Below are 25,224 nucleotides of genomic sequence, written 5' to 3'. Positions count from 1 at the left end.
CAATGTCAGTGGGGGGGACGGTTCCAGGGGGCCTCGGACGGCGACGACGGAACAAGGGTGATGCGTGGAGCACCCGATGGCCGTCTTCCGCTGGCATGCGGGCACACCACGCCGGGGCTGCCCGCAGGCGGCCCCGGTCACGGCATCACACGTCCCGGCCTCGCGTCAGATCGATCTCGTGCGGGCCGATCCGCAGGACGGACGCCCCCGCGGCGAGGTGGGCGTAGGGGTTGTCGAGCTGCGGGGGCGTGGCGATGGTGCCGTCGGCCGCGAGGTCCGCGGGGCGCCCGTCGACGGTGAACGGACCCGACCAGTCCAGGGACAGCTCCGTGCCCGCGCGGGTGCGCAGCGCCACCCGGCCGGGGCCGAAGTCCGGCTCCGCCAGGGCCCGTACGAAGTCGCCGAACTCCCCGTGCACGGCGCGCCGCCCCACCGTGCACACCCAGGCCGTGCCGGGGCCGACCGGCCGGAGTTCCTGCCAGGCGTCGGGTCCGGCGGCCCCCGGCCTGGCGCCGCCCTCGGTGGCCAGCGCCACGTACCCGTTGCCCTTGCGTGCCGCCGTCCAGACGCCGTGCCGCACCCACTCGTCGAACTCCCCGAGCGGGAACCACGCGTGCGTGTAGCCCATCACGTCGTCGTCGGGGATCCGGTACAGCGCGAGCACCGTGTCCTCGTGCTGGCGGGCGCGGGGCAGGATCCGGTTGCCGGCCCAGGCGCCCGGCCGCGCCGAGGGCGAGACGGAGGCGTTCGGTGCGTGGGTGACGAAGACCTGCGCCTGCGGGCCCACGGTGGCGCCCCAGACGTGCTCCTGGAGGCCGGGCAGGCCGGGGCGGTAGTCACCCGCGCAGGAGAGCATCGCGTCGGGGGTCTTGTAGACGGTGAGGTCGGAGCCGTACGGGCGGGAGAGGAGGTCATGGGCGTAGCGGTACTCGCCGCGGTAGCTCTGCCGGCCCCACCAGCGCTCGGGCAGGTCGTGTGCGGCTTGCCGGATGACGTCCGGCATCCGGTACCGGCCGGCCGTGGCCACCACGGCAGCCGGGAGCACCGCGTCGTTGAGGGCGCCGGTGCCGAAGCACACCCGCATGATCGGCGCGGTCTCCTCGAACCGGGACGAGCGCAGTGCCGAGACGTAGGAGCGGCCGTGGGCGCAGCCGTGGATGCCGCGCCAGGAGTTGGCGGCCAGGCTGAAGAGGACCCGGTCGGCGACCCCGGCCGCCAGCCGGACCACCTCCCCCTCACCGTCCTCGAAGGACTCGCTGAACTCGACGAGCGAGACCAGCGCCAGCAGGTCGATCGCGAGGTAGGCGTTGGAGTCGAACTCGCTGAAGCCCTGGGCGAGCTTGCGGCGCATCCAGGACAGTGCCATGCCCCGCGCGTGGGCGGCGTGCTCGGCCCCGGTCCAGCCGGTGTTGCCGAAGGTCTCCCCGGCCAGCTCGGTGCCCCACAGCAGCTCGGCGGTGTGCCAGACGAGCTGGTGGTTCTCGGTGAAGTAGCACATGGCGTCCAGGCCCGGCTGGTCGATCCAGTACTTGAAGCCGAGGAGCGCGGCCTTGACCCGTTCTCGCAGCCCCGGCTCCCAGCGCTCGGCGGGTGCCCGACGCCACAGGTGGTACAGGCCGACGGCCTCGAAGTCGGCGCAGTCCGCACGGTTGCCGATCATCCACAGGGCGCGGGCCAGGGCGGGCTCGCGGACGGTGTGCCCGGGGTCGGTGAGCGCGCGGACCAGCTCGCCGCCGACACCGTCCGCCCGGGCCGCGTGCCGCAGGAACCCGGCGCGCCACTCGGCCGGATCGCCCGTCGGGCTGTCCCGGTGGTCGCGCGGCAGCACGGCGACGGGGAACTCGCGGAACACCGGCGCCCGGGGGTCGTCCGCGAAGATCCGCAGTACCGTCTCGCCGGCGGGCGGCTCCGGGGCGGCGCCCGCTGCCCCTTCTCCCGTCTGCGGACCGGCCCCGTCCAGGCGCAGCGTCGCCCGCCCGCCGTCCAGCCGGATCCGGCTCGTGTGCCCCGGCCACTCCACGCGCAGTGCCGCGCCCGCGGGCCCGGTGAGCGGGACCGTGCCGTCCGTGCTGCCCCAGCGGGTGGTGCCCACGGCGTCGAGCAGCCGCTCGGCGACCGCCGACGTGTACTCGCAGGCGCCTTCGGCGGGCACGACGACGCGTACCGGAAGGCCGCCGACGCGCAGCCGCACGACCTGCCGCACCTCGCGGAACGCCACCTGCCAGGACGCGACGACGACGGTCGTGGTACCGGACGGCAGCCAGATCCGCACCTCGCGCTCGGCGGGCTCCATGTAGGTCACGGTGTCGGACTCGTCCACCACCTCGCCGTTCACGAACAGCAGCATCGGACCGGTGGTCGCCGTCCGCAGCACCCGCCGCTCCGCCTGGTCCGCCTCCAGCACGCATGCCGCGAGGGCGAGACGGTACTCGGGGGTGAAGCAGAAGGCGCTCCAGTCCACGAGCCCGTCCGCGGCGGTGTGCACGCGCCGCCAGTGACCGGTGTGCCGGGTGCCGCCGGGCCTGTGTACCGGATCTCCGCGCCCTCGGCCACCGCTCCCTCGACGGGGTCGCGGCCGAGCGGACGGTGCCGGTACAGCTCCTCCTTCAGCGGGGTGGCGTCGGGCCCGTTGGTGAGCCGCCACCGGCCGTGCCCGCCCCACGGGTCCCCGTCGGCGGCCATGTATGCGTCCAGGTCGTCGGCGGGTTCCCGCCAGGCGGGGCCGGCCAGCCAGTCGCGTACCGTGCCGTGCTCGTCGAGGGCGTGCACCGTGCGCCCGGGCGGCCTCGTAGTAGACGGGGTCGATGCCCTGGAGCCCGGCCAGGACGATGAGCACGTAGAAGCCGGCGTGCATCCAGAGCCCCACGAAGATCACCACGCCCATGGCCAGGGTGTCGTCGACCAGCCAGCCGGGCCTGCCGAGTCCCACCCCGTCGAGCGGTCGTCGTCACCGTCCGCGGCGGGCGGGGTAGGTCCGGCCGCGGCGGCGACGAGGCGGCCGTCCGCCCGCTCCGACCGAGCAGGTGCAGCCGGGACGGCGCCGGAATCCGTGAGGCCGACCCTGCGCAGTCTGCCGAGTGCCGCGATCCCCACTTCCACCAGGGCCTCCTTGCGGGCCCGCAGGCATGCCTCAGCCACCCGACCGCACGCTCCGTACGGTCGCGGTCAGGCCGCCTGCTGAACCCGTTCGGCGTCGTGGAGCCGGTTCTCGCCGCTGCCGACGGCACGCCTGATCCGCCACATGCAGACCGCGGCCATCACCGCCTCGAAGGCGGAGAAGATCACCCACATGATCGGGAGCATGTCCGGGTCATCGCGGTGGAGCAGGACGAACGCGCTGATCGTGGGGACGCACAGGCACCACATGAGGATGATCCGCGCCAGGAACCCGAAGCGCGCGAGGCCGAGACACTCCAGGACGGCGGAGCCGGCCATCGAGAACATGCACGCGAAGGAGTAGGTCCACAGCACCCGAGAGGCGTCCACGGCGTGGGAGGTCACGACCGGATCGATTCCGTCGAGGCCGAACGGACCCAGCAGCAGGGCCGGGGTGGCGATCTGGAAGACCGCGACCACGGCCGCGTACAGGCCCGAGACGATCAGGGTGACCCGCATGATGCCCGGGATGGTGCGGTGGAGTCCGGCGCCCGCGGCCTTCCCGCACAGGATGCCGCACCCCGTGCCCAGGCCGATCAGGGGGATGACGGCCGCGTAGTTGAGAGCCAGCGCGACGTTGTCGGCGGCGAGCGCCACCGGGCCGAGGACGCCGGCCAGCCACACGAAAGCGGTCTGGCCCAGCTCCTCCAGGCTGAGGGAGCCCCCGGCGGGCGCACCACGCCGCAGCCGCAGCCACAGCACCGAGGCGACCTGCCGGCCGCCCCGCCGCACGAGCCGGCCGAAGCCCGCGGCGTAGCCCCTGGGCAGGAAGGCGGCGTATCCGGCGAGCATGGTGGACACGGCGCTCAGCGTGCCGAACGCTGAGCCCCGCATGCCGAGTTCCGGCAGCCCGAAGCGGCCGAAGACCAGGCCGATCGTCATCACGACGCCGACCACCTGGCCGGCGATGCCGACGGCCATCGGCACCCGGGTGCGCCCCATGCCGTTGAAGTAGGAGGACAGCGCCATGTTGAGGGTCATGACGGAGCCGTAGAGGGTGGACAGGCCCAGGAACTGCGCCTCCAGCTCCTGGATGCCCGGGGGCTGCCCGCTGAGCGCCGGCACCCTCGTCAGCACCGGGGTGCACAGCAGGAGCAGCGCCGAGAACAGCAGGCCGAGGACGAAGCCGGTGGCGCCCTCGTCCTGCGCGTCGCGCTCGTCACCGCGGCCGTGGGCCTGTGCCACGTAGGAGCGGGTGATGCCCACCGCCCCCGTGGTCACCATGATCACCGTGGTCGCCGTGAACACGGCGGGGCCGGACGCCCTGAGCGCGTCCTGCGAGTAGCGGGCCAGGCAGATCCGGTCGACCAGCATCAGGATCAGGTTGCCGACCATGCCGAACATCAGCGGGACCGAGACGCGTACCACCTCGCGCACGGTGCCGAGGTCCAGCAGCCGGATTCGCGTCGCAGTCATCGGCGGTCACCGCGACACGTGCGTAAGCCCCGCCGGAGCGGGGACCCCGGACCGGCGCCGGTCAGGGATTCACCCGGGACTCGACCGGCAGGCCGTCCACACCCCTGAGGGAGGCCGCCCGCTTCGGCGGGTCGAAGGGGACCTCGCCGGCGTCCGGCACCGCGTCGAGCGGTTCTCCAGGAGGAGTCCACCGAAGTCCCTCAGTCGTTCGGCCGCAGCGTCCACACCACGGTCATCTCGCCCGTGACGGCCCCGTCCTCGCGCTGCACGGCGACGGCGACCGGAAACTCCGGGCGGCCACCCGCGTCGAGTTCGGCGATGACCTCGGCCGCCGGCCGGCCCAGGGTCGCCGTCGCGGTCACCGGACCCTTGGCGAGCTTCCTGTACGCGATCTCGGCCCGCACCGCGAGCGGCACCGCGCGGGAGAGCTGCTCGCCGAAGGCGGCGAAGACGATGGCACCGCTGGCGGACTCGCCCAGGGTGAACATGGCGCCCGCGTGGGGGCCGCCGAGGTGGTTGTGGTACTCCGGCTGATCCGGGAGGCGGAGAACGGCGTGCTCCCCGGTGACTTCGACGAATTCCAGTTTCAGGGTCCGGATCATCGGAACCAGGGAGGCCAGCATGTCGCCGATTCCGGCGCTTTCGACTGTCATGCGCGCGAGGTTACCGACTGGTAGTTTCGCTGACCAGCCCCCATGATCCGCGGTCCCGGTGAATTCGAGGTGTATCGCCCCCGGGGCATCCCCCGGGGCATCCCCAACGTCCGGCGCGCACGGTGGCGTTGATCCGGTACGGAGCTGACGAGGCCCGGTGACGGAAACGTGTCCGTCGCGCCACTAAAGTGCTGCCCATGTGGCCAGGAGACCAGCCGCCCGGGGGCGAGCAGAACCAGCAGAACCAGGGGCAGAACCCTTATCAGCAACCGGGGTATCAGCAACCCAATCCGTATCAGCAGCCGGGGTACCAGCAGCCGAACCCCTACACCCAGCCGCCTGGGCAGCAGCCCGGCCAGCCGCACTGGTCCGCCCCGACGGTGCCCGGCGGCCCGTCCAAGCCCCCGCGTGACGACCGCAAGAAGACGATGATCACCGCGGTGGTCGCGGCGGCGGCCGTGGTGATCGCCGCCGGTGTGACCGGTTTCCTGGTTCTGGGCGGCAAGAAGGACGACAAGGCGAGCCCCGCCCCGTCCGCCTCCTCGTCGGCCTCCCCTTCCGGCCGGGCCCAGCCCAGCCCCAGCGACTCCGACTCCTCCGGCGACGACCAGCGCGGCACGCAGGCCAGGGAGAAGACCACCATCCCGGGCTGGAAGACCGTGATCAACACCCGGTTCGGCACGGTCTTCGACGTGCCGCCGGAGTGGGAGGTCGAGGCGCCGACACTGAGCGTCGGCTTCGAATGGGACGAGAAGGGCGGAAAGACCGACAGTACGACGGTCACGGCTCCCGCCGAGTTCAAGTCCAAGTGGTGCACCGACGACTCGGACAAGGACGGCACCCCGGAGGACACCGGCCTGGCCACCGCTGGAGCCCGCGGCGAGAACGGCGCGAAGAACACCGACGACGCGGCCGAGACACGCGTGCCGTGGTGGATATACGGCGGCTACACGCACCCCGACAAGAAGACCATCTCGTACAGCAAGGCGAAGCCGTACACGACCAAGTCGGGGCTGAAGGGGAGCCTCACCACCGCCCATTCCACGAACACGCCCCAGCGCGGAAAGTGCGCCACGGACGGCAAGGCGATCACCTTCGCCTTCAAGAACGGCGCGGGCGACATCGTGAGCTGGGACCTCTTCGGCGTCAAGGGCGTCAAGGACGAACTCCCCGAAGCCACCGTCCAGAAAATACTGAGCACGGTGCGCCTCACCCAGGACCCGCCCACGGGCGAGTAAGGGGTCTGGGAGGAGAACGGGCGCCGGGCGGCAGGAGGGGAAGCCCGGAGAGCCCCTGCGCCCCGCCGGGCCGGCCGGCACAATTCGTTTGCCGACCGGCCCCCGCAGCGGCGATAGTCCCCGGGTGACCGCTCCCGACTCCGACGCCGTCGCCGGGCCCCGCGCCGCGCGGCCCGGCCGGAACTACACCCTGCTGACCGCCGCCACGGTGATCACCAACCTGGGCAGCAACGGAGCGCTCATCGCGGCCGCCTTCGCGGTTCTCGGCGAGGGCGGCGACAGCTCCGACGTGGGGCTGGTGGCCGCGGCGAGGACCCTCCCGCTGGTGGTGTTCCTGCTGGTCGGTGGCGCCGTCGCGGACCGGTTGCCGCGGCACCGCGTGATGGTCGCGGCCAACACCCTCAACTGCCTCTCGCAGGCCGCCTTCGGCGTCCTGGTGCTGGCCGGTGAGCCCCGGGTGTGGCAGATGATGCTGCTCACCGCCCTCGGCGGTACCGGCCAGGCGTTCTTCAGCCCTGCCTCCGAGGGCATGCTGATGGCCTCGGTCTCCGGCGAGCAGGCGGGACGCGCGTTCGCGCTGTACCGGATTGCGGTGAACGGCGCCGGCATCGGCGGCGCCGCGCTGGGCGGCGCGCTGGTGGCCGCGATCGGGCCCGGCTGGGTGCTGGTCGTGGACGCCGGCTGCTTCGCGCTCGCCGGCTCGCTTCGCTCGCTGCTGGACCTCAGCCACATGGCGCCCCGGGAGCCCGGCGGGGGGATGCTCGCGGATCTGCGGGACGGCTGGCGGGAGTTCATCGGCCGGCCCTGGCTGTGGTCGATCGTCGCGCAGTTCTCGGTGGTGGTCGCGGTGGTCGGGGCCGCCGAGTCGGTCTACGGACCGCTGGTCGCCCGGGATCGGCTGGGCGGGCCGGGGCCGTGGGGCCTCGCGCTGGGCGCCTTCGGCGCGGGGACGGTGTGCGGGGCGCTGCTCATGGTCCGCTGGAGACCCCGGCGCCTGCTGCTCGCGGGCACGCTCTGCGTCTTCCCGCTGGCGCTGCCGTCCGCCGCGCTCGCCCTGCCGGTGCCGGTGGAAGCCCTCTGCGCGGTGATGCTGGTGAGCGGTGCCACCATCGAGGTGTTCGGCGTCTCGTGGATCACCACGATGCACCAGGAGATCCCGGAGGAGAAGTTCTCCCGCGTCTCCGCCTACGACTGGCTGGGCTCGATCGGCATGCTGCCCGTGGCCACCGCGCTCGCGGGCCCCGCGGAGCAGGCGGTCGGGCGGACGGCGGCGCTGTGGGGGTGCGCCGCGCTGGTGGTGCTGGTGACCGCGGCCGTGCTGCTCGTGCCGGACGTGCGCCGGCTCACCCGGCGGACCTCCGGGACCGCCGGAAGCGGCACGGACGCCGGCCCCGGCACTCCCGGCACCCCCGAGACCGCCCCGGACCCCGCCGGCATCGTCGGGACCGCCGGCATCGCCGGAAGCGCCGCCGTCGCCGGGTCCCCGGGCGCCGCCGAGGCCACCGGCGTCTCCGGCACCGCGCCGAGCGCGGCCCCCGGCCCGGCCGAGGCCCCTGCCGGGACGCCGATCACCCCAAGCTGAACCCCGGGACGCCGATCACCCCACGCTGAAGGTGCCGGCCGGCGGCGGCGGAGACGCGGTGGCGTCCTCCTCGCGCACCGGCGACGCGTCGCCTATCAGGCGCCGCAGCTGCGCCCCGTGCTGGACGCGCGCGGGAAAGGCGTCCGCGGCCGTGCGCCGCGACAGCGCCGCGAGGTCGGTCCCCCGGTGGGAGGCGACCACGAGGGTGTTGCCGAACCGGCGCCCCCGCAGCACGGGGGGCTCGGCGACCAGCGCCAGCTCCTCGAAGACCGCGGCCAGCGTGGCCAGTTGCCCCCGCAGGAAGGTGAACGGAGCACCGTCCGCGAGGTTGGCCACGTAGACACCGTCGGACCGCAGCACCCGGTCCACCGTGCGGGCGTACCCGAGCGAGGTGAGGTGGGCCGGCACCCGTGCGCCGCCGAAGACATCCCCGATGATCACGTCTGCGCGATCCGGCTCCGCCGCCTCCAGCCAGGCCCTGGCATCCGCGGAGTGCAGGCGGATGCCCGCGTCGGGCGGCAGCGGCAGCAGTTCCGTGACCAGCCGCAGCAGGCCCCGGTCGGCCTCCACGACATCCTGGCGCGAGCCGGGGCGGGTGGTGGCGGCATACCGCGGCAGCGTCAGCGCCCCGCCGCCGAGGTGGACCAGGTCCAGCGGCCGGCCGCGCGGTGCCACCGTGTCCAGGATGTGCCCCACCCGCCGCGCGTACTCGAACTCCAGGTGCGCGGGATCGTCCAGGTCGACGTACGACTGCGGGGCGCCGTCGAGCGTGAGCAGCCAGGCGCGGCCACGGTCGACGTCGGGCAGCAGCCTGGCGGTGCCGTGGTCCACGGCCCGGGTCACCGGTATCGACTCGTCCACCGGTCCATTGTGCCGCCGGCACGCACCGCGCCGGGAGCCGCGCGCCCGGCGGTGCGCGTGGCACCGCCGGGAGCGCGCTGTCCGCGGCTCAGCCGACCGCGGTGACCGTGCCCGCGGCGACCGTGCGCCCGCCCTCGCGGACGGCGAAGCCGAGGCCCGGCTCCAGGGGCACCGCGCGGCCGAGGGTGACCGTCATGGCGACCGTGTCACCGGGCCGGGCGGCGCCCTGCTCGCCCAGGTCCACCTCGCCGACCACGTCCGCCGTTCTGATGTAGAACTGCGGGCGGTAGCCGGTGGCGATCGGGGTGCCGCGCCCTCCCCCGGCGGGCGGCAGCAGGTACACCCGCGCGCTGAACCGTCCGCTGGGCGTGATGCTGCCCGGCGCCGCGACGACGTGGCCGCGCCGTACCGCGTCGCGCGGCACACCGCGCAGCAGCAGCGCCACGCTGTCGCCGGCCTGCGCCTGCGCCATGGGCTTGCCGAAGGTCTCCAGGCCGGTGACCACCGTGGCGGTGTCCGCGCCGAGCACGTCGACGTGGTCGCCGACGCGGACGGTGCCTCGCTCCACGGCACCCGTGACGACGGTGCCGCGTCCCGTGATGGTCAGGACGTTCTCCACCGGCAGCAGGAACGGCGCGTCCAGGTATCGCTCGGGCAGCGGGACATAGGTGTCGACCGCGTCGAGCAGCGCCTCGACGGACGCCGTCCAGCGGGGGTCGCCCGACAGCGCCCCGAGCCCGGACACCCGGACGACGGGCACCGTGTCGCCGGGATAGCCGTGCGCGCTCAGCAGCTCGCGCACCTCCAGCTCGACCAGGTCGGTGAGCTCGTCGTCGCCGGCGTCCGCCTTGTTGAGCGCCACGACGACGTGGTCCACGCCCACCTGGCGCGCGAGCAGCACGTGCTCGGACGTCTGCGGCATGATGCCGTCGATGGCGGAGACCACCAGGATCGCGCCGTCCAGCTGCGCCGCGCCCGTGACCATGTTCTTGACGTAGTCGGCGTGGCCCGGCATGTCGACGTGCGCGTAGTGCCGGGTGTCGGTCTCGTACTCGACGTGCGCGATGTTGATGGTGATGCCGCGCGCGGCCTCTTCCGGGGCGCGGTCGATGCGGTCGAACGGCACGTACCGGGTGCCGCCGCCGGCGCGCTCGGCCAGCACCTTGGTGATGGCGGCGGTCAGAGTCGTCTTGCCGTGGTCGACGTGGCCCATGGTGCCGATGTTCATGTGCGGCTTGGTGCGCGCGTATGCCGTCTTGGGCATGGCTGTCCTCGAGGAGTCGAGTGAGAGCGTCCCGCAGGGCGGGAGGGGGACCCCGTTGGACCGGCCGACCCTCCCCCTGCGGGGTCCGCCGGAATGTCCGGGAAGGGTCAGCTTCGGGCGCCGTCGACGGCGGCCGGCAGGACGAGGAACCCGGCAGCCCTCCGCGCATCCGCGGCTGCGGATGCGGCGAGGAGGAAGGCGTACCGGAACATGACGCCGATCATCGCCGAGCGCCGGTCCGCCGTCGACTGGTTTTCGGGGTCGCCGAGCCGGCGGGGTGCCCCGGACGTACCCGGCTGCACTCCCCGGCCGCAGTCGGCCGGACTCAACGAACGTGGGCGGCCGGCACTCCCGGGCCAGACCCTGCCGGACTCTCCGGCCGTGCGCCGCCGGGGCCTTCGGGCCCCCGGCAGGGCTCCGGCAGGGTCTCTGGCGAGCGGCCCCATGCGACGATCAGCCGGGTACGTCGGATACTCTCCGGGAGTGCTCGACTCGGCCGCACCACCCGTCACCGACCCGGCCCCTCCCGCGCGGCCGGGCCTGGCCCAGCGCTGTGTGCGGGCCATGGTGTCCTCGTGGTTCCGGCTGTGGGTGCTGCTGGTGCTGCTCGCCGTCTGCGGTGCGTGCGTACTGCTCTTCAAGCCGCAGAGGATGCTGGCCGGCGGCTGGCCGCACGAGTTCAGCGGTGTGACGGCGGTCGTGGTGTTCACGGCCGTGTACAGCGTGCTCTCTGCGGTGTTCGTGCCACGGCCGCTGATGAGTCTCGCCGCGGGCGCGCTCTTCGGATCGGTGCTCGGCCTCACGGTGGCCCTCGTCGGCTCCGTCGCCGGGGGCGCGATCTCGTTCGGGCTCGGCAGGCTGCTGGGTCAGGACGCGCTGCGCCCGCTGCTGCGGAACCGGATGCTGAAGGCGGTGGACCACCAGCTCAGCAAGCACGGATTCCGCTCGATGATGGCGATCCGGCTCTTCCCCGGAGTGCCGTTCTGGGCGGCGAACTACGCCGCGGCGGTCTCCCGGATGAGCTGGCCGGCCTTCCTCATCGCGACCTTTCTCGGCACGGCGCCCAACACGGCGGCGTACGTCTTCGCGGGTGCCCGGGCCGCGGAACCGATGTCACCGGTCTTCCTCATCGCGATGGGCTTCCTCGTGGTGACGGGGCTCGCCGCGGCGGTGGTCGCCTGGCGCCACCGCCACCGGCTGCGCGACCGCTGAGCGCCGGGCGCGCGCGGCGAATGGAGAAACGATTCCGGGAACGCGGCAGCCCCGCCCCGGGGCGCTTCCGCGCGCCGGCCCGGGACGGGGCCTGACGGTTCGTACGGTCTTCGCGGGGCTCAGCCGAGCAGCCCGCCGAGGACGCCGCCGACCCCGTCCACGACACCGCCCAGCAGTCCGCCCTGGTCGTCCTGGTCGCCGCCCGCGGGAGCGGAGGACGACGCCGGAGGCGGGGAGGACGGCTGCTGCGAGGAGGCCGGGGGCTGGCTCGGAGCCGAGGTGGAGGGCGTGGCCGAGGTGGGCGCGGTGGAGGGCGCCGAGTGGTGCGCGGACGGCGTCTGGGCCACGGCGCTGGAGGCGTGCTGCCCCGCGTGCGCCGTACCGGCGGCACCCGTCACGACGTAGTGGGACGCGGGCTGGACCGCCTGCGGGGCGCGGGCGGAGTCCGTGGCGAGGTCCGACGGCTTCTCCGCGGGGGTCTGGTGCGCGGTGTTCTCGGCGGTGGCCAGCTGGTCCTCGCTGGTCTCCGGCGCCTCGTCACGCGGTTCGGACGACGCCTGGGCCTGCACGGGGCTGTCCGCCACCGAGTGGGCCCCGGCGGCGATGGCGGTGGCCACGCCCATCGCGGCGGCGGTCTTGATGACGGTCGACCGCGCCCGGCCTATCACGCGTCGTCGGCGGTGTCTGCTCATACGTCCCTCTGTCTTTTCCCGAGCCATGTGGGTGTGGCTAGCGTGGCGGGAGTCTACGCGGGTGGTATCAACACGCCAGAGTCTAGTTGCGAGCGGAATGTGCCCACCGTGTGGAGATTGCCGGCAGGGCCCGGTCGGCGGACCTTCACGCGGTGGGTATGACCGGTTTACGGTCTTGCGGCCGGCTGGCCGGCCGGCTCGGCGCCGATGCCGGCCGGGGCAGTCGAGGGCGCGGCAGCCCGTTCCACGGCGTCCGGCGGCGTCCGCAGCGACACCGCCGTCACGGCGAAGGCGAGGATGCCCGGGGTGAGCGGCGCCAGCAGCGGCAGCATCCAGACCAGCACGGCGCAGAGCACCGTCGCCGCCAGCAACAGCGCGGACCCGGAGGGATCGGCTACGGAGCGCCCGGCCGCGGTCCGCACCGCTTCACGCCAGCTCTCCGCGGCCCGCGGTTCGGCCGCGCCCCGCAACCCCACCACCAGGGCGCCCGCCGCGACCGCGGCCACCACCACCGCCACCGGGCCCGCCCCGGGCAGGCCGGCCCGCGCCAGGAGCAGGTCGACCGCCGGCAGTGCCCCACCCGCCAGGGTCACGGCGCCGGCGGCCAGCGTCCTGCGGAGCCCGTGGGCGCGCAGTTCGGCCACGTAGCGGCCGAGGGTGGCGGGCCGCTGCTCGCGGATGGCGCCGCGCAGCACAGCACAGGCCGCCGCGAACGCCGCAGGCGCGGTGACCACCGGCAGGCAGGCGGCGGTCGTGGCGAGGCCGATGGCGAGCATGTCGGCGAAGAGCACGAAGCGGGGCCCGAACGGCTCGCCGGGCTCGCGGTGCTGCGCCGCGGAGGACTGCATGACCACTCCTGTCTCCGTCGGAAGCCCGGCTCAGCCCTTGAGCCCGGATGTCGCCACGCCCTGCACCAGGTAGCGCTGGAAGGCGAAGAAGAACAGCACGATGGGCAGCACCGAGATCACCGACATCGCGAACATCGGCCCGTACGCCGACGTGCTCGACTGGTCGACGAAGCTCCGCAGGGCCAGCGTGATCGTGAACTTCTCCGGGTCGAAGAGGTAGATGAGCTGGGTGAGGAAGTCGTTCCAGGTCCAGATGAAGGTGAAGATGGCGGTGGTGATCAGCGCGGGCCGGGTCAGCGGAAGCACCACCGACCAGAAGGTGCGGAAGGGCCCGCAGCCGTCGATCCGCGCGGATTCCTCCATCTCGCGCGGCAGGCCGCGCATGAACTGCACGATGAGGAAGACGAAGAACGCGTCGGTGGCCAGGAACTTCGGCAGGATCAGCGGCCAGTAGGTGTCCACCATGCCGAGCTTGTTGAAGATGATGTACTGCGGGATCAGCACGGCGTGGTGCGGCAGCATCATCGTCGCCAGCATGAAGGCGAACATCGGCCCGCGCATCCGGAACCTCAGCCGGGCGAAGGCGTAGGCGGCCAGCGAGCACGAGAGGACGTTGCCGAGCACGCAGCCCAGCGAGATCAGCAGGGAGTTGCCGAGCAGCCGGGTCACGGTGACCCCGCTGACGCCGTCCAGGGCGGTGGTGTAGTTGGACCGTTCAAGGTGGCCCGGCAGCAGCTTGAGGCTGGTGAGGACCTCGTCGGCAGGTTTCAGCGAGGTGGCGAGCAGCCACGCCAGCGGGTACAGCAGCACCAGCAGGACCACGAGCGCCAGCGCGTGCAGCAGGATCCGGCGTGCGCCGCGTGTACCGCGGGCGGGGATGTGCAGGGCGGACGTCATCATGCCCCCTCGTTGGCGTAGAAGACCCAGGAACGCGAGGTGCGGAAGAGCACGACGGTCACCGCGCCGATGGCGACCAGCAGCACCCACGCCATGGCGGAGGCGTAGCCCATGTGGGAGTCGGTGAACCCCCGCTCGTAGAGGTAGAGCGTGTAGAAGTTGGTGGAGTCCGCGGGTCCGCCCTTGCCGCCGCTGATGGCGAAGGCGGGCGTGAAGACCTGGAAGGACTGGATGGTCTCCAGGACCAGGTTGAAGAAGAGCACCGGGGACAGCATCGGCACCGTCACCGACGCGAACTGCCGCCACCGCCCCGCCCCGTCCAGCGCGGCGGCCTCGTAGAGGTCGGCGGGTATCTGCTGGAGCCCGGCGAGGAAGATCACCATCGGGGCGCCGAACTGCCAGACGGTGAGCAGGGCGACCACGAACACGGCGAGGTCGGGGTCGCCGACCCAGCCGCCGGTGTGGATGCCGACCGACGACAGCACGCTGTCGACGGTGCCGCCGTCGTTGTAGAGCGCCCGCCACACAAGGGCGATGGACATGCTGGCGCCGAGCAGCGACGGGGCGTAGAAGGCGGACCGGTAGAAGCCCTTGGCGCGCCGCATGCCCTTCAGCAGCAGCGCGACACCGAGCGCCAGGGCCAGCTTCAGCGGCACGGCGACCACCACGAACAGCAGGGTGGTGCCCACCGACCGCCAGTAGCGCGGGTCCTGGGTGAACATCTCCGTGTAGTTGCGGGGCCCCACCCACTTCGGCGCGTCGAAGAGGTTGTAGTCGGTGAACGACAGGTAGAGGGAGACGGCCATCGGCACCAGCGTCAGCAGGCCGACGCCCAGCATCCACGGGGTCAGGAAGACGAAGGCGGGTCCCTGCCTCTCCCGGCGGGGCCCGCGGCGCCGGGGCCCGCCGGCCGGGGGTGCGGCGGCCGGCCGCGGTGCCGCGGTGCGGGGCGCGGATGTCATCGCAGTTCCCTCCCTGCTTCCGCCACGAACTCCGCCGCGGCCTGGGCCGGGCTCTGCCGCTCGAAGATCACCTGCTGGTAGGTGCGGGTGAACGACACCTGGAGGACCACGTCGCCGCGCGGGGGTGCGGCGGGTGGCGGGTCGGTGCCGTAGGCGGCTATCTTCCTGCCGTAGTCGTAGACCTCCTTCTCGGGGCCTTCGAGGGTCCCGCCCACCGACTCCGCGATCTTCCGGTTGGCGGGGGTGGAGCGGCTGACGCCGAGGATCCTGCCGGAGTCCGGTTCGTTGAGGATGAAGTCGATCAGCTCGGCGGCCTGCTTGGGGTGGGCGCTGCGCGAGCCGATGCCGATGAGCATGCTCGGCTTGAAGTACTGGCCGAGCCGGCCGTTGATGGACGGCACCGGTGCGAAGTGGATGCTGTCGCCGAGCATCGGGGGGTAGGCGAGGAAGGGCGCGTCCCAGTTGAAGTCGGTCGCCGCGAGGCCGCGGCCGAGGGGGCTGTCCTCGGCGACACTGCCGATCTGCGCGGTGTCCTTGGCCTGGGACACCACGCCTTCGCGGCGGAGCTTGTCCGTCCAGGTCCAAAAGCGCGTCAGGTCGCCGGTCGTGAAGCCGACCTCGTGCCCTGAGGCGTAGAGCTTCTTGTCCTGGCCGCGCAGCCATTCCTCGAAGGCGTCCTCGGTGCCGCCGACGTCCCCGAGGCCGGTGTAGGCACGCCCGTCTGGGCCCTTGAGGCCGAGGGCGCTGATCCTGCGGCCCGCCTCGGCCCAGTCGCCCCAGGTCCAGCCGGGCCTGGGGGTGGGCACGTGGGCCTTGCGGAACACGGCGGCGTCGTAGGCGAATCCGGTGGTGCCGACGCTCATCGGCAGCGCGGACTGGGTGCCGTCGTAGACGCCGGTGCGGGTCAGGTCCGGGTCGAAGTCGGCGGTGCGGATGGTGCCGTTCCTCAGGTAGGGGCCGAGGTCGAGGAGGGTTCCGCTGCCTGCGTACTGCGATATCTGGCGGTAGTCGAGCTGGGCCACGTCGGGCAGGTCGCCGCCGGCGGCCTGGGTGGCGAGCTTCTGCACGTAGGTGTCGTAGCTGGCGAAGCTGGTGCGCACGGTGATCCCGGGGTGCCGCTTCTCGAAGAGGTCCACCACCCGGTTGGTGCGCTCGGCGCGGTCGTCGTTGCCCCACCAGGTGAAGGTGAGGGTGATCCCCCCGCCCGCGCTGCCGGCACCGCTGCCCGAACAGCCGGACAGCAGCAGGGCGCAGGCGGTGCCGGCCGCGGCGAGCAGGGTCGCGGCGCGGCGGCGCCTCACCGGCCGCCCGGGGACCGGGCCGCGGGTCACCACGGGTGCTCTCGGAGGTATCCCGCGACGTCGTCCCGCTCCCAGGCGGCGGCGGCCACGACGATCCGGTACCGGCGCTCCAGGCTGTCGCCGGGGGCGAGCTCCAACTCGTCGAAGAACGCGAGGGACGGTGCGACGGCCGCGAACGGTTCGTTGCGCACGAACCAGTGGGCGGGGTGGTTGGCGCCGTCGCCCGCGTGGCCGTTCTCGGGGGCGTGCTCGAAGACGAGGGTGGCGTGGCCGTCGGTGCCGTCGTGCTCGCCGCCGTAGGCGAGCCAGGGCGCCTGCTCACCCATCAGTGAGGGCCCCTCGGCGCCGGGGGCGAGGATCCGGCCGCCCCTGAAGGCGCGCGGCCCCCGCCAGAACAGCCCCGTGTAGCCCGCCATCTCGCGGCCGTGCGTGGTGGGGCTGCCGAACCTCAGCGGCTCGTCCCTGCGGTTGGTGACCCGGGTGCTCCACACCATCGCCCAGGTCCCGGTGGCCGGATCCACGTCCCGCACCTCGATCCGGCGGGTCTCCTCGGCCCACAGCTCGCCGCCGTACGGGTGCCAGGTCAGCCACTCGGTGAGGACGAGACCGCCGTCCCGCGCAGCGAGTTCGTCGAAGGCCACGTGGGCCATGGAGCCCACCGTCTCGGGCAGCGGGAGGTATCCCTCGCCGTGCACATAGGTGTTGCCGCCCCAGAGGTTCTGCCCCGACAGGTGGGACGCGGTCATCTGGAGGCCCTTGTGCCAGCGGTGGTCGTTGGGCCGGTAGTCGGTGACCACCTCGCCCGTCAGCGTCCTGACGGGGTGGAGGTAGGGCTTCGGCGCCTCGAAGGCCGCTTCCTGCCGGTAGACGTAGCGGAAGAGCTCGACGCCGGTGGTCGGCTCGGTGACCGTGACGCTCTCACCGTGGGTGTGCACGATACGCAGACCGGCCCCGCCCGCCGGGCCCGCGGCGTTCCCCGCGAGTACTGCCGTGACGTGGGGGCCGTCTCCGGCCGTTCGGGTGACCTCGTCGTTCATCCGGCCTCCTGGGTGTGGCGTGGAGATGAATCGATTCATAGCAAGCGCTTTCGCCCCGTGCGCGGCAACTTAGGGGCCTCAGAACGAGGGGTCAACAACCCTGCGCGCGAATGCGGGACACGTCTTCGGGCGAGATCGCGGCCGGTGCCCGCCGCGGGTGCGAGCACGCGCGCCGCCGGCTCCGCTTCGGGGACCGCCGCCGGGCCGGACGACGTCCGCGGAGTCGCCCCGCCGGCGCCCACGCCCACCGCCCCAACCACCTCGCCACGCGCCCCGGGCCCCCCGCGCACCCGCCGTCCCCTACCCTCTTCCACCCGCCTCCGAAAGACTTACGAAGGAACCCAAGGGGAGGCGGGGGCACACAGGAAGTCCTCCCGTGACATGGGCAAGCCACAGGAAACCTGCCTTCTCAATGCTGTTCTGACGCCAAACCCCGATGCGGCCAACATCACATCGGATATATGAAGGGTTGTTTCACGCGCAAGAGGCCAGGTCAGAGCCGCATTGGTGACTACAGGTGGCAATGGATTACTGACGGAGCGGAGCCGCAGTCATATTCACCCCCTAAGCTTTAAGGCATGTCCCCAATCCGTGAGACACGTCGTCCCGTGCGATCTTCTGCTGAGGTGAACGAGCAGATCCGTGCGCTGTGGCTGCGTGCTGGAGGCACGCTCTCGACGGACCAGCGACGGGTGTACGAGGCACTGGTGACCGAGTGGGCCGAGGCGATGCGCTGGGAGATCATCGAAGCGGCCTGACCTTCCGCACGCTCGGCTCGGGCCGTGCGCGCCCCTGGCGCCCGGCCCACCGCACCCCCCGTGGGTGCCACTCCCCCGGCGGCTCGTCCGCCCCATCCGGGAAACCCGACCGACTTCCCCGACGACCGAAGAGCCCCGGCGGGCGCGTGACCGGCCGGGGCTCTCTCTTCTGCCGCGCCTTCGGCCGCGGGGGGTCAGGTGCGCACACCTATTTCCTTGACGATGGCCTGCGCGGCCTCCCGTGCGGAACCGGGGTTCTGGCCCGTGACGAGGTTGCCGTCCACGACGACGTGCGAGGACCAGGGAGCGCCCGCAACGAAACGCGCCCCGGCCGCGCGCAGCCGCGACTCCAACAGCCAGGGCGCATTGCCGGCGAGCCCCGTCTGGCGCTCCTCCTCGTCCGTGAAGGACGTCATCGCCCGGCCCCTGAACAGCCAGCCCTCCTCGGTGCCCGCCGGCATGAAGGCGGCGGGTCCGTGGCACAGCGCGCCCACGACCTTGGTGAAGTCGGGCAGGACGGCCGCGAGCAGTGCGCCGACCTCCTCGTTCACGGCCAGGTCCTGCATCGGGCCGTGCCCGCCGGGGATGACGACGCCGTCGAACCCGGCGGCGTCGGCCTCCTCCAGCCGCCCCGGCGCGTCGAGTGCGTCGGCCACCTCGTCCAGGTACGAGCGCATCTCGTCCACGCGCGCCGGGTCGCCGCCGTTCATCTCCGACCTCAGGCTGAGCTCGTCCGGTACGGGCCGCCGCCCGCCCGGGGTGACCAGCGTGATGCGGGCGCCGGCGGCACGGAGGATGCTGTGCGGCTCCACGAACTCCTCAGCCCAGAAGCCGGTCGGGCGCTGCGTTCCGTCCTTCAGGCTCCACCGGGTCGCTCCGGTCAGCACCATGAGGATCGATGGCATGACGGTCTCCCTCAGCACGGGTCTGTCCGGCGCCCCCGGCGGGACGGCTGCTCCTTTCGGGGTCCCCCTCATTCCGGACACGTAACGGGGCGCTCCGGCAGCCAAGTGCGCGGGGTGACGGCCCGCGGCCGTGGGTGGCCGCGCGTCCGCCGTGGCCGCGCGCGGGACTGTGGCGCGGGCGCGGACCTGCGGCGCGGGCGAGGGGCGTGTGCGCCGGCGGCCTGCCGAGCCGGGTGGTGCAGGGGGGCGCATCGCGGTGGACCGCGCGGGGCTCATTCGCCGGCGGCGTCCCTGAGTTCGGTGAGTTCCGTGAGTTCGATGAGGGATGCGACGCGCCAGTCGGCGGCCGCCACCACGTCCGGGTCGTCCGCCCACAGGTGCCCCCAGGGGCCGCGCCGGAGGTGGGCGACGCGCATGCCGGCTGCCTTCGGCGGAAAGACGTCGTTGACAGGGTGGTCGCCGATGTAGACGGTCCGCTCCGCGGGCGCCTTGGCCAGTTCGAGGACGCGCTCGAAGAACGCCGGGTCCGGTTTCGCGACACCCCAGTCCCCCGAGGTGACGACGGCGTCGGCGGGAAGGTCCAGGTCGCGCAGGAGCTCCCCCGCGCGTGCCGTCTGGTTGCCGGCCACGATCACCCGCTTGCCGAGCGCGCGCAGTCGGCCGAGCGCGGGCCGCACATCGGGGTAGAGGTCGCTCTCGTCAAGGTACTCGCCGCGTCCGGCTCTCTCCCGCGCGTGGTACGCGGAGTCCACGTCGATGTCCGGGCTGAGCAGCCGCAGCGCGTCGGCGTTGTCGCGGCCCTGCGAGACGACGACGCCCACCAGCGCCGAGACGGTGTGCCGCGGGACGCCCAGCCAGTCGGCCCAGCCCGCCCAGTAACGGTCGTCCTTGGTGAGGGTCTCCCCCACGTCGAACACGAAGGTCTGCATCATCCACAGCAGCGTAGGTCCCACGCCGCCCGCGGAGGGTGCGGCGCGGCCCGGCGGACCGCCCGGGTCAAGGCCCATGGCACTGTTCCGGCCGCCGCTGGTGCCCGTCCTCGTGGCGGGCCCCGTCGCTCAGGCGGTCTGCTCGCCGACCGCCGCGACCACCCGCTCGCACAACTCGTGGGTCGCCAGGGCGTCCCGGGCGCTGAGCACGGTGCCGGCGCGCACGGCGTCCAGGAAGGCCAGGACCACCTGCTCGATGCCGCGCTGGCGTGCCACCGGAACCCAGTCGCCGCGCCGCCGCACGCTCGGCTGGCCCTTGTGGTCGACGATGTCGGCGAGGTTCACCACCTGCCGCTTGGTGTCCTGCCCGGAGACTTCGAGGATCTCCTCGGTGGAGCCGCTGAGACGGTTCATCACGCCGAGGGCCGTGAAGCCGTCGCCGCCGAGCTGGAGCACGACGTGGTGCAGCAGCCCGCGTGCCGCCCGGGCCCGGACACTCACGTGGTCGATCGCGGCCGGTGCCAGGAAGCGCAGGGTGTCCGCGACGTGGATGAAGTCGTCGAGGATGAACGTCCGGGGCTCCTCGGGCAGGCCGACCCGGTTCTTCTGCATCAGGATCAGCTCGCGCGGGTGCTCGGCGCACTGCGCGTACGCGGGGGCGTAGCGCCGGTTGAACGCCACCATCAGGCTGGTGCGGCGCCGCTCCGCGAGGCCCACGAGCCGTTCGGAGTCGTCGAGGTCGTAGGCGAGCGGCTTGTCGACGCAGGTGGGTACGCCCGCCTCCAGCAGCCGCCCGGTGATCTCGGGGTGCACCGCGGTGGGGGCGTGCACGAACGCCGCGTCGAGGTCCTGCGCGAGCAGCCCGCCCAGGTCCTCGTGGCAGCGCTCGGCGGGGATGTGGTGGGCGGCGGCGACCCGGGCCAGGGTCACGGGCGTCCGCGTGTGCAGGTGGAGTTCGACGCCCGGCAGGGCGGTGAGCACCGGCAGATACGCCTTCTGGGCGATGTCACCCAGTCCGATGCAGCCGACCTTCACCCGGGTCTCCTCAGCTCTCGTCGCAGTCGATGGCGTTCTCGCCACGGAGCGTGGTGTCAGGGGGTGTGCTCCGATGTCGGGGAAGCATACGTGGCCCCCGGCGGCCGCCAGCCGGCCACCTCGTCGAAACTGCGCAGCATGACCGCGGGGAAGAGCGTGGAGAGGACGGCGATGGCGCCGTTCCGAAGGGCGACGGCGGCCGCGGAACGCCGGGTGATCATCATTCGGCTGGTGCTGACCGAACGGGCCGCGATGGCCGTGGTGCGCGGCAGCCGGTCCCGGGTGTACCCGGCGAGGTCGGGGGCGGGCGCGGCGGGGTCGGCGTGGTGGGCGAGCACGACGGCGTCCTCGACGGCCTGGTTGCCGCCCTGTCCGAGGGTGGGCGGCATGGCGTGCGCGGCGTCGCCGAGCACCGCGACCCGGCCCCTGTGGAGGGCGGGCAGCGGTGTCGCGAGATGGTGGACGTCATGCCGCAGCACCTCGTCCGCGGGCACGGCGTCGATGAGGGACGGGACCGGCTCGTGCCAGTGGCCGAAGAAGCGCCGCAGCTCGGCCCGCTCGTCGTCGGGGGCGTGGCCGCCGGGCGGTGCCGCGGCGGCGGCGTAGGCGTACACGGAGCCGTCCTTGAGCGGCTGGGTGCCCCACAGCAGGCCGCGGCCCCAGGTCTCGTGGGGCGCGAACGGGCCGGGGGCCGGGACCATCAGGCGCCAGGTGGTGAATCCGGCGTAGGAGGGACCGGGGTGGTCCGGGAAGAGGACGGCCCGGGCGCCGGAGTGGACGCCGTCGGCGGCGACGGCGAGCTCGGCCTCCAGGTCGCCGTCCGGGGTGGTCACCCGCGCAGGGCGGCCGGATGCCGGCGGAGCACCGCCGGGCTCGGCGGCACCCGGTGCGCTCGCGTGTCCCGGGTCTCCCACGTCGGCGAGTGCGGCCTGGGACCCCGTGCGGACGGCGCCGTCCGGGAGCCGCGCGGCGAGGAGGTCGACCAGCGTCGAACGGCGCAGCAGCACCAGCGGGCCGCCGAACCTCGCCTCGTTGCGTTCGGCGTCCGTGCGGGCGAGCCAGCGGCCCGACGGGGTGCGCAGGCCGCCGTCGCCCTCCCAGGCGGCAAGGGCGCGGACCTCCTTACCTGCACCGATCACGTCGAGGGCGCGCAGGGCGTTGGGCGACAGCGCGATCGCGGCGCCGACCGGGGCCAGTGAGCCTGCGCGCTCCAGCACCGTCACGCGCCACCCGCGCCGGTGGAGACCCACCGCGGCGGTCAGGCCGCCGATGCCGCCGCCGATGACCACGGCGCGCGGCGCCCGTTCACCCGCCCCGCCCGTTGTGCTGTTCCGCATCGGACTCTCCCCTCGCCGGTCCGTCCCCGTGCCCCGTCGCCCGCGCCGGATACCGGGCGGGAACGCCATGGTCACTACACCTGTAGTGGCAGCCGCCCTCGAACGTACTACATCCGCAGTGCCGCAGGTAGGTTGGGGGCATGTCCGCACGCACCCCCGCCCGATCCCCCGGCTCCCACCAGCGCTCCTCCCGGGCCGAGACCGTCGCCGACACGGCACTGAAGCTCCTCGCGGAGCGGGGCATGCGGGGGCTGACGCACCGGGCGGTCGACGAGGCGGCGGGCCTTCCGCCGGGCTCCACGTCCAATCACGCGCGCACGCGCCTCGCACTGCTCCAGGCGGCGGTGCGGAGGCTCGCGGAGCGCGAGGCGAGCGTGCTCACGCCCGACGAGATGCCGGACCCGCGGGGCGGCGCCGAGGCGCTGGCCGACGGCCTCGCCCTTGCGTTGCACCGCTACCTCAGCGGATACCGGGAGCTGCTGACGGCCCGTTACGAACTCGCCCTGGAGGCCACCCGGCGCCCCGAGCTCCGCGAGTTCTTCGACGCCGCGGGCCGGCGTTTCAGGGATCCGCTGACGGCCATGGTCGCGGCGGCCGGCTCCACGGACCCGGCGCGGCACGCACTGTCGCTCACCGCCTGGTGCGACGGGATGATGTTCTCGTGCGTGGCCGGCTCGTACCACGCGGAGGTCCCGTCCGCCGAGGAACTGCGGCTCAGCGTCCGCGAGCTCCTCGCCGGCCTGGTCGGCACCGGCCACCCCTGATCACGGCAGGCCGTAGGCCGCCCAAGACCCCCTCGGCGACCCGGGTCCGCAGGGTGGGCCATCCGTTCGGGTGATCACTCGTAAGGGCCATACAGGGCTCATATGCACATGAAAAGGGGCACGACTCAGCAGAGTTGCCCGAGTGCACAGAACCACGACATCAGCGGCGCTCCTGATCGTCACGGCCGTCTCGACCGTCACGGCCTGTGTGAGCGTGCAGTCGCCGCCGGGCACGTCGCGGCCGGGCGGGGCGACCGCGTCACGGACAGGCCCCTCGCCAGGCCTCGCGACGGCTCCGGACGACGCGAAGCCGCCGCGGACGGTCCGGGCGCCGGCCCTGGAGGCCCTGGAGCGGATGGCCCGCAAGGACCGCTCAAGGGCGCCCGAGCCGAGGCGCGACGGACCACCGGGGGCGCTCCCGGGTGCGCGCGGCCGTGTGGGCGCGCCACCCGGTGGGGTCCGGCGGCCACCGGCCCAGCCGGCGCCCGCGGTGCCCAACGCGCCCTACCCGGCCGCACCCGCCCCGCGGATCCCCGTGCCGATCCCCGCCGGCCCCGTCGGACCGCTCTGGCTGGTCCCGCCCGGAGCCGGCGCCTGCCCGCTCGCACCCGCGGCTCCGGCCGGCAGAGGGGTGGCCGGGTGCGGAGGGATGGGCATGTGGCCGTGAGCACGTGACGCGGCCCGGCCGCGCTTCCTGTTGTCGGTCTTCCCCCACCGCTCCCGGCGGCGCCCGCACCGGGCTGCCGCGGGCCGTCGGGACCGCGACCGAAGGGTCGCCGAGGCAACGGGACGGCCGGTATCGACGCGTCGTCGCTATGTCGACTTGTCGGTGAGTCTCTGTTCCAGCCGGCCGATGGCGTCTCGCACGCTCCTTCCGTACCGGTCGTCACCGAGGGCGGCCATGGCGCCGCGGGCGCGGCGCACGTGGCTGCGTGCCGCCTCGGGGCGGCCGAGGCGGTCGTAGTCCGCCGCCAGGTTGAGGTGCAGCGACGGAAGGAAGGCCCGGGCGGCGGGCGTTCCACCCGGGGTGCCGGGAGCGGGCGGCAGCACGGTCAGTTCCTCCGCGGCCGACAGCGCGCGCAGGTCCCAGGCCAGTTCGTCGACGGGGTCGTCCTGGGTGTCCGCCATGTAGTGGGCCAGGGTGCAGCGGTGCAACGGGTCGCCGTCCTCGCCGATCTCCGACCAGAGGGCGAGGAAGCGGCCGCGAGCCTCCTCGCGGTCGCCTCCGTGGTGCAGCATGATCACCTGACCGATCCTGGTCATCATGGCGTCGTCGGCCGTGGGCTCCGCGCCTTCCTGGTACTGCGCCACCGCGTCCTCCACGCTCCGGCCCACGACGACACGGCGGCCCGGCGCCGCGTCACCCCGCTGTCCACCGCCACCGACAATGGCGTGGGCCGCCCCGCCCGGCATCCGGGGTTGGGCCAGGGCGGTGACGGCGGGGCCGTACGCGTGGTGCCGGAGGCCGCGGACGGGCCGCGCGCCAGGCCCCGGACCCCACCCCGGGCAAGGTCGCGTGGGACGTTCCTTGCAGTGCGGGGCCAGGCGCCGCAGCCGCGATGGTGCTCTCCGATGTGTTCTCGGTGGCGGTTCCCGGCAGGGGGAGGCCGTCCGGAGGTGCTAGCCGGCCGCCCCCAGATCGGGGATGCGCCAGGAGATCGGGGCGTGCCCCTGCTCGGCGACCGCCTTGTCGATCTGGGTGAACGGGCGTGAGCCGAAGAACTTGCGGGCGGAGAGCGGCGAGGGGTGGGCTCCCTTGACGACCGCGTGCCGCTTCTCGTCGATGAGGGGGAGCTTCTTCTGGGCGTAGTTCCCCCAGAGCACGAAGACCGCGGGGTCGGGGCGCTCGGCCACGGCGCTGATCACGGCGTCCGTGAACTTCTCCCAGCCCTTGCCCTTGTGGGAGTTGGGCTCGCCGGCGCGGACGGTCAGGACCGCGTTGAGCAGCAGGACGCCCTGGCGGGCCCACGGCATCAGGTAGCCGTTGTCCGGGACGGGCAGGCCCAGCTCGTCCTGGAGCTCGCGGTAGATGTTCCGCAGCGACGGGGGCGTCTTCACTCCGGGGCGGACCGAGAAGCACAGGCCGTGGCCCTGGCCCTCGCCGTGGTAGGGGTCCTGGCCGAGGACGAGGACCTTCACCTCGTCGAAGGGCGTCGCGTCGAGGGCGGCGAACACCTCCTCGCGCGGCGGATAGACGGGACCCCTCGCCCGCTCCTCCTCCACGAACTCGGTGAGCTCCGCGAAGTAGGGCTTCTGCAGTTCCTCGCCGAGGACGCCGCGCCAGGACTCGGGCAGCATGGCGGTGTCGGTCACGTCAACTTCCTCCGGGATACGTTCACTCGACGGCCGCGCGAAGATGCGGTCGCCAGGAGGAGAA

General features: G+C 73.3%; 23 protein-coding genes. 5 read left to right on the top strand and 18 right to left on the bottom strand.

The genetic code is table 11. The annotated features are described in order from the left end of the window. Nucleotides 1-145: 145 nt before the first annotated feature. From Sm713_RS22565 to Sm713_RS22550, 4 genes are all read right to left on the bottom strand, one after another. Nucleotides 146-2,485 carry a hypothetical protein gene (locus Sm713_RS22565; RefSeq protein WP_212911364.1) on the bottom strand — a complete coding sequence of 780 codons (2,340 nt, stop codon included), beginning with the start codon at nucleotides 2,483-2,485 and terminating at the stop codon, nucleotides 146-148. 386 nt (nucleotides 2,486-2,871) lie between these two features. Further along, nucleotides 2,872-3,138 carry a hypothetical protein gene (locus tag Sm713_RS22560; RefSeq protein ID WP_212911363.1) on the bottom strand — a complete coding sequence of 89 codons (267 nt, stop codon included), beginning with the start codon at nucleotides 3,136-3,138 and terminating at the stop codon, nucleotides 2,872-2,874. A 27-nt stretch (nucleotides 3,139-3,165) separates the two neighbouring features. Beyond that, on the bottom strand, nucleotides 3,166-4,572 hold the full coding sequence (locus tag Sm713_RS22555) for an MATE family efflux transporter (protein ID WP_212911362.1): 1,407 nt from the start codon (nucleotides 4,570-4,572) through the stop codon (nucleotides 3,166-3,168). Between the two features lie 200 nt (nucleotides 4,573-4,772). Beyond that, nucleotides 4,773-5,225, bottom strand: coding sequence for a DUF4442 domain-containing protein (locus Sm713_RS22550; RefSeq protein ID WP_212911361.1), 453 nt, complete (start codon nucleotides 5,223-5,225; stop codon nucleotides 4,773-4,775). A 197-nt stretch (nucleotides 5,226-5,422) separates the two neighbouring features. On the opposite strand from Sm713_RS22550, the gene Sm713_RS22545 reads away from it, so the two are divergent. Together Sm713_RS22545 and Sm713_RS22540 are read left to right on the top strand one after the other, a co-directional pair. Further along, nucleotides 5,423-6,463: a hypothetical protein gene (locus tag Sm713_RS22545; RefSeq protein ID WP_212911360.1), complete on the top strand. Its 1,041-nt coding sequence runs from the start codon at nucleotides 5,423-5,425 to the stop codon at nucleotides 6,461-6,463. A 124-nt stretch (nucleotides 6,464-6,587) separates the two neighbouring features. Further along, a complete protein-coding gene (locus Sm713_RS22540) occupies nucleotides 6,588-8,045 on the top strand; it encodes an MFS transporter (RefSeq protein WP_249416441.1) in 1,458 nt (485 codons plus the stop codon). Between the two features lie 15 nt (nucleotides 8,046-8,060). On the opposite strand, the gene Sm713_RS22535 is transcribed toward Sm713_RS22540, so the two are convergent. After that, nucleotides 8,061-8,906 (bottom strand): spermidine synthase, encoded by an 846-nt coding sequence (locus Sm713_RS22535; RefSeq protein WP_212911358.1) that lies wholly within the window; start codon nucleotides 8,904-8,906, stop codon nucleotides 8,061-8,063. An 88-nt stretch (nucleotides 8,907-8,994) separates the two neighbouring features. Then, nucleotides 8,995-10,170 carry an elongation factor Tu gene (gene tuf, locus Sm713_RS22530; RefSeq protein WP_212911357.1) on the bottom strand — a complete coding sequence of 392 codons (1,176 nt, stop codon included), beginning with the start codon at nucleotides 10,168-10,170 and terminating at the stop codon, nucleotides 8,995-8,997. A gap of 444 nt (nucleotides 10,171-10,614) precedes the next feature. Here tuf and Sm713_RS22525 point away from each other — a divergent pair, with 444 nt between their 5' ends. Continuing rightward, nucleotides 10,615-11,382 (top strand): TVP38/TMEM64 family protein, encoded by a 768-nt coding sequence (locus Sm713_RS22525; RefSeq protein WP_212911356.1) that lies wholly within the window; start codon nucleotides 10,615-10,617, stop codon nucleotides 11,380-11,382. 119 nt (nucleotides 11,383-11,501) lie between these two features. Here Sm713_RS22525 and Sm713_RS22520 read toward each other — a convergent pair whose 3' ends face one another. From Sm713_RS22520 to Sm713_RS22495, 6 genes are all read right to left on the bottom strand, one after another. Continuing rightward, nucleotides 11,502-12,074: a hypothetical protein gene (locus Sm713_RS22520; RefSeq protein WP_212911355.1), complete on the bottom strand. Its 573-nt coding sequence runs from the start codon at nucleotides 12,072-12,074 to the stop codon at nucleotides 11,502-11,504. A 167-nt stretch (nucleotides 12,075-12,241) separates the two neighbouring features. After that, nucleotides 12,242-12,922 carry a DUF624 domain-containing protein gene (locus Sm713_RS22515; RefSeq protein WP_212911354.1) on the bottom strand — a complete coding sequence of 227 codons (681 nt, stop codon included), beginning with the start codon at nucleotides 12,920-12,922 and terminating at the stop codon, nucleotides 12,242-12,244. A 30-nt stretch (nucleotides 12,923-12,952) separates the two neighbouring features. Next, entirely contained in the window at nucleotides 12,953-13,819 is an 867-nt protein-coding gene (locus Sm713_RS22510; RefSeq protein WP_212912194.1) for a carbohydrate ABC transporter permease, read from the bottom strand. Beyond that, the gene (locus tag Sm713_RS22505; protein ID WP_212911353.1) at nucleotides 13,819-14,781 is read right to left on the bottom strand and encodes a carbohydrate ABC transporter permease; all 963 of its coding nucleotides are present in this window, start codon (nucleotides 14,779-14,781) and stop codon (nucleotides 13,819-13,821) included. The genes Sm713_RS22510 and Sm713_RS22505 overlap by 1 nt, the downstream gene beginning before the upstream one ends. Beyond that, nucleotides 14,778-16,112, bottom strand: coding sequence for an ABC transporter substrate-binding protein (locus Sm713_RS22500; RefSeq protein ID WP_249416440.1), 1,335 nt, complete (start codon nucleotides 16,110-16,112; stop codon nucleotides 14,778-14,780). Before Sm713_RS22500 ends, Sm713_RS22505 begins: the two co-directional genes overlap by 4 nt. Continuing rightward, complete coding sequence (locus Sm713_RS22495; RefSeq protein WP_212911352.1) at nucleotides 16,109-17,119, bottom strand: PmoA family protein; 1,011 nt, start codon at nucleotides 17,117-17,119, stop codon at nucleotides 16,109-16,111. Before Sm713_RS22495 ends, Sm713_RS22500 begins: the two co-directional genes overlap by 4 nt. Before the next feature lie 578 nt (nucleotides 17,120-17,697). Here Sm713_RS22495 and Sm713_RS22490 point away from each other — a divergent pair. After that, nucleotides 17,698-17,877, top strand: coding sequence for a hypothetical protein (locus tag Sm713_RS22490; RefSeq protein WP_212911351.1), 180 nt, complete (start codon nucleotides 17,698-17,700; stop codon nucleotides 17,875-17,877). A 194-nt stretch (nucleotides 17,878-18,071) separates the two neighbouring features. Here the strand turns inward: Sm713_RS22490 and Sm713_RS22485 are convergent, their stop codons facing one another. The 4 genes from Sm713_RS22485 to Sm713_RS22470 form a co-directional block, all read right to left on the bottom strand. After that, nucleotides 18,072-18,782, bottom strand: a complete 711-nt coding sequence (locus tag Sm713_RS22485; protein WP_212911350.1) for a type 1 glutamine amidotransferase domain-containing protein — start codon at nucleotides 18,780-18,782, stop codon at nucleotides 18,072-18,074. A 272-nt stretch (nucleotides 18,783-19,054) separates the two neighbouring features. Beyond that, nucleotides 19,055-19,714, bottom strand: coding sequence for an HAD family hydrolase (locus tag Sm713_RS22480; protein ID WP_249416439.1), 660 nt, complete (start codon nucleotides 19,712-19,714; stop codon nucleotides 19,055-19,057). 126 nt (nucleotides 19,715-19,840) lie between these two features. Then, complete coding sequence (locus Sm713_RS22475; protein WP_212911349.1) at nucleotides 19,841-20,746, bottom strand: Gfo/Idh/MocA family protein; 906 nt, start codon at nucleotides 20,744-20,746, stop codon at nucleotides 19,841-19,843. A 56-nt stretch (nucleotides 20,747-20,802) separates the two neighbouring features. Continuing rightward, nucleotides 20,803-22,083 (bottom strand): FAD-dependent monooxygenase, encoded by a 1,281-nt coding sequence (locus Sm713_RS22470; RefSeq protein ID WP_212911348.1) that lies wholly within the window; start codon nucleotides 22,081-22,083, stop codon nucleotides 20,803-20,805. A 140-nt stretch (nucleotides 22,084-22,223) separates the two neighbouring features. Here Sm713_RS22470 and Sm713_RS22465 point away from each other — a divergent pair, with 140 nt between their 5' ends. Then, nucleotides 22,224-22,847: a TetR/AcrR family transcriptional regulator gene (locus Sm713_RS22465; protein ID WP_212911347.1), complete on the top strand. Its 624-nt coding sequence runs from the start codon at nucleotides 22,224-22,226 to the stop codon at nucleotides 22,845-22,847. 813 nt (nucleotides 22,848-23,660) lie between these two features. Here Sm713_RS22465 and Sm713_RS22460 read toward each other — a convergent pair. Beyond that, the gene (locus Sm713_RS22460; RefSeq protein WP_374196062.1) at nucleotides 23,661-24,113 is read right to left on the bottom strand and encodes a hypothetical protein; all 453 of its coding nucleotides are present in this window, start codon (nucleotides 24,111-24,113) and stop codon (nucleotides 23,661-23,663) included. Nucleotides 24,114-24,467: 354 nt separating this feature from the next. Continuing rightward, nucleotides 24,468-25,160: a uracil-DNA glycosylase gene (ung, locus tag Sm713_RS22455; RefSeq protein WP_212911345.1), complete on the bottom strand. Its 693-nt coding sequence runs from the start codon at nucleotides 25,158-25,160 to the stop codon at nucleotides 24,468-24,470. Nucleotides 25,161-25,224: the final 64 nt, after the last annotated feature.

Source organism: Streptomyces sp. TS71-3 (assembly GCF_018327685.1).
GTDB lineage: Bacteria > Actinomycetota > Actinomycetes > Streptomycetales > Streptomycetaceae > Streptomyces.
Note: the sequence above shows the minus strand (reverse complement) of the source record. Positions and strands in the feature narration are given on the sequence as shown.

Coding starts and splice junctions, on each gene's coding strand:
- Sm713_RS22555 (WP_212911362.1), bottom strand. CDS start 4,572: ATGACTGCGACGCGAATCCGGCTGCTGGACCTCGGCACCGTGCGCGAG.
- Sm713_RS22550 (WP_212911361.1), bottom strand. CDS start 5,225: ATGACAGTCGAAAGCGCCGGAATCGGCGACATGCTGGCCTCCCTGGTT.
- Sm713_RS22545 (WP_212911360.1), top strand. CDS start 5,423: ATGTGGCCAGGAGACCAGCCGCCCGGGGGCGAGCAGAACCAGCAGAAC.
- tuf (WP_212911357.1), bottom strand. CDS start 10,170: ATGCCCAAGACGGCATACGCGCGCACCAAGCCGCACATGAACATCGGC.
- Sm713_RS22525 (WP_212911356.1), top strand. CDS start 10,615: ATGCGACGATCAGCCGGGTACGTCGGATACTCTCCGGGAGTGCTCGAC.
- Sm713_RS22520 (WP_212911355.1), bottom strand. CDS start 12,074: ATGAGCAGACACCGCCGACGACGCGTGATAGGCCGGGCGCGGTCGACC.
- Sm713_RS22515 (WP_212911354.1), bottom strand. CDS start 12,922: ATGCAGTCCTCCGCGGCGCAGCACCGCGAGCCCGGCGAGCCGTTCGGG.
- Sm713_RS22510 (WP_212912194.1), bottom strand. CDS start 13,819: ATGACGTCCGCCCTGCACATCCCCGCCCGCGGTACACGCGGCGCACGC.
- Sm713_RS22505 (WP_212911353.1), bottom strand. CDS start 14,781: ATGACATCCGCGCCCCGCACCGCGGCACCGCGGCCGGCCGCCGCACCC.
- Sm713_RS22495 (WP_212911352.1), bottom strand. CDS start 17,119: ATGAACGACGAGGTCACCCGAACGGCCGGAGACGGCCCCCACGTCACG.
- Sm713_RS22490 (WP_212911351.1), top strand. CDS start 17,698: ATGTCCCCAATCCGTGAGACACGTCGTCCCGTGCGATCTTCTGCTGAG.
- Sm713_RS22485 (WP_212911350.1), bottom strand. CDS start 18,782: ATGCCATCGATCCTCATGGTGCTGACCGGAGCGACCCGGTGGAGCCTG.
- Sm713_RS22480 (WP_249416439.1), bottom strand. CDS start 19,714: ATGATGCAGACCTTCGTGTTCGACGTGGGGGAGACCCTCACCAAGGAC.
- Sm713_RS22470 (WP_212911348.1), bottom strand. CDS start 22,083: ATGCGGAACAGCACAACGGGCGGGGCGGGTGAACGGGCGCCGCGCGCC.
- Sm713_RS22465 (WP_212911347.1), top strand. CDS start 22,224: ATGTCCGCACGCACCCCCGCCCGATCCCCCGGCTCCCACCAGCGCTCC.
- Sm713_RS22460 (WP_374196062.1), bottom strand. CDS start 24,113: ATGATGACCAGGATCGGTCAGGTGATCATGCTGCACCACGGAGGCGAC.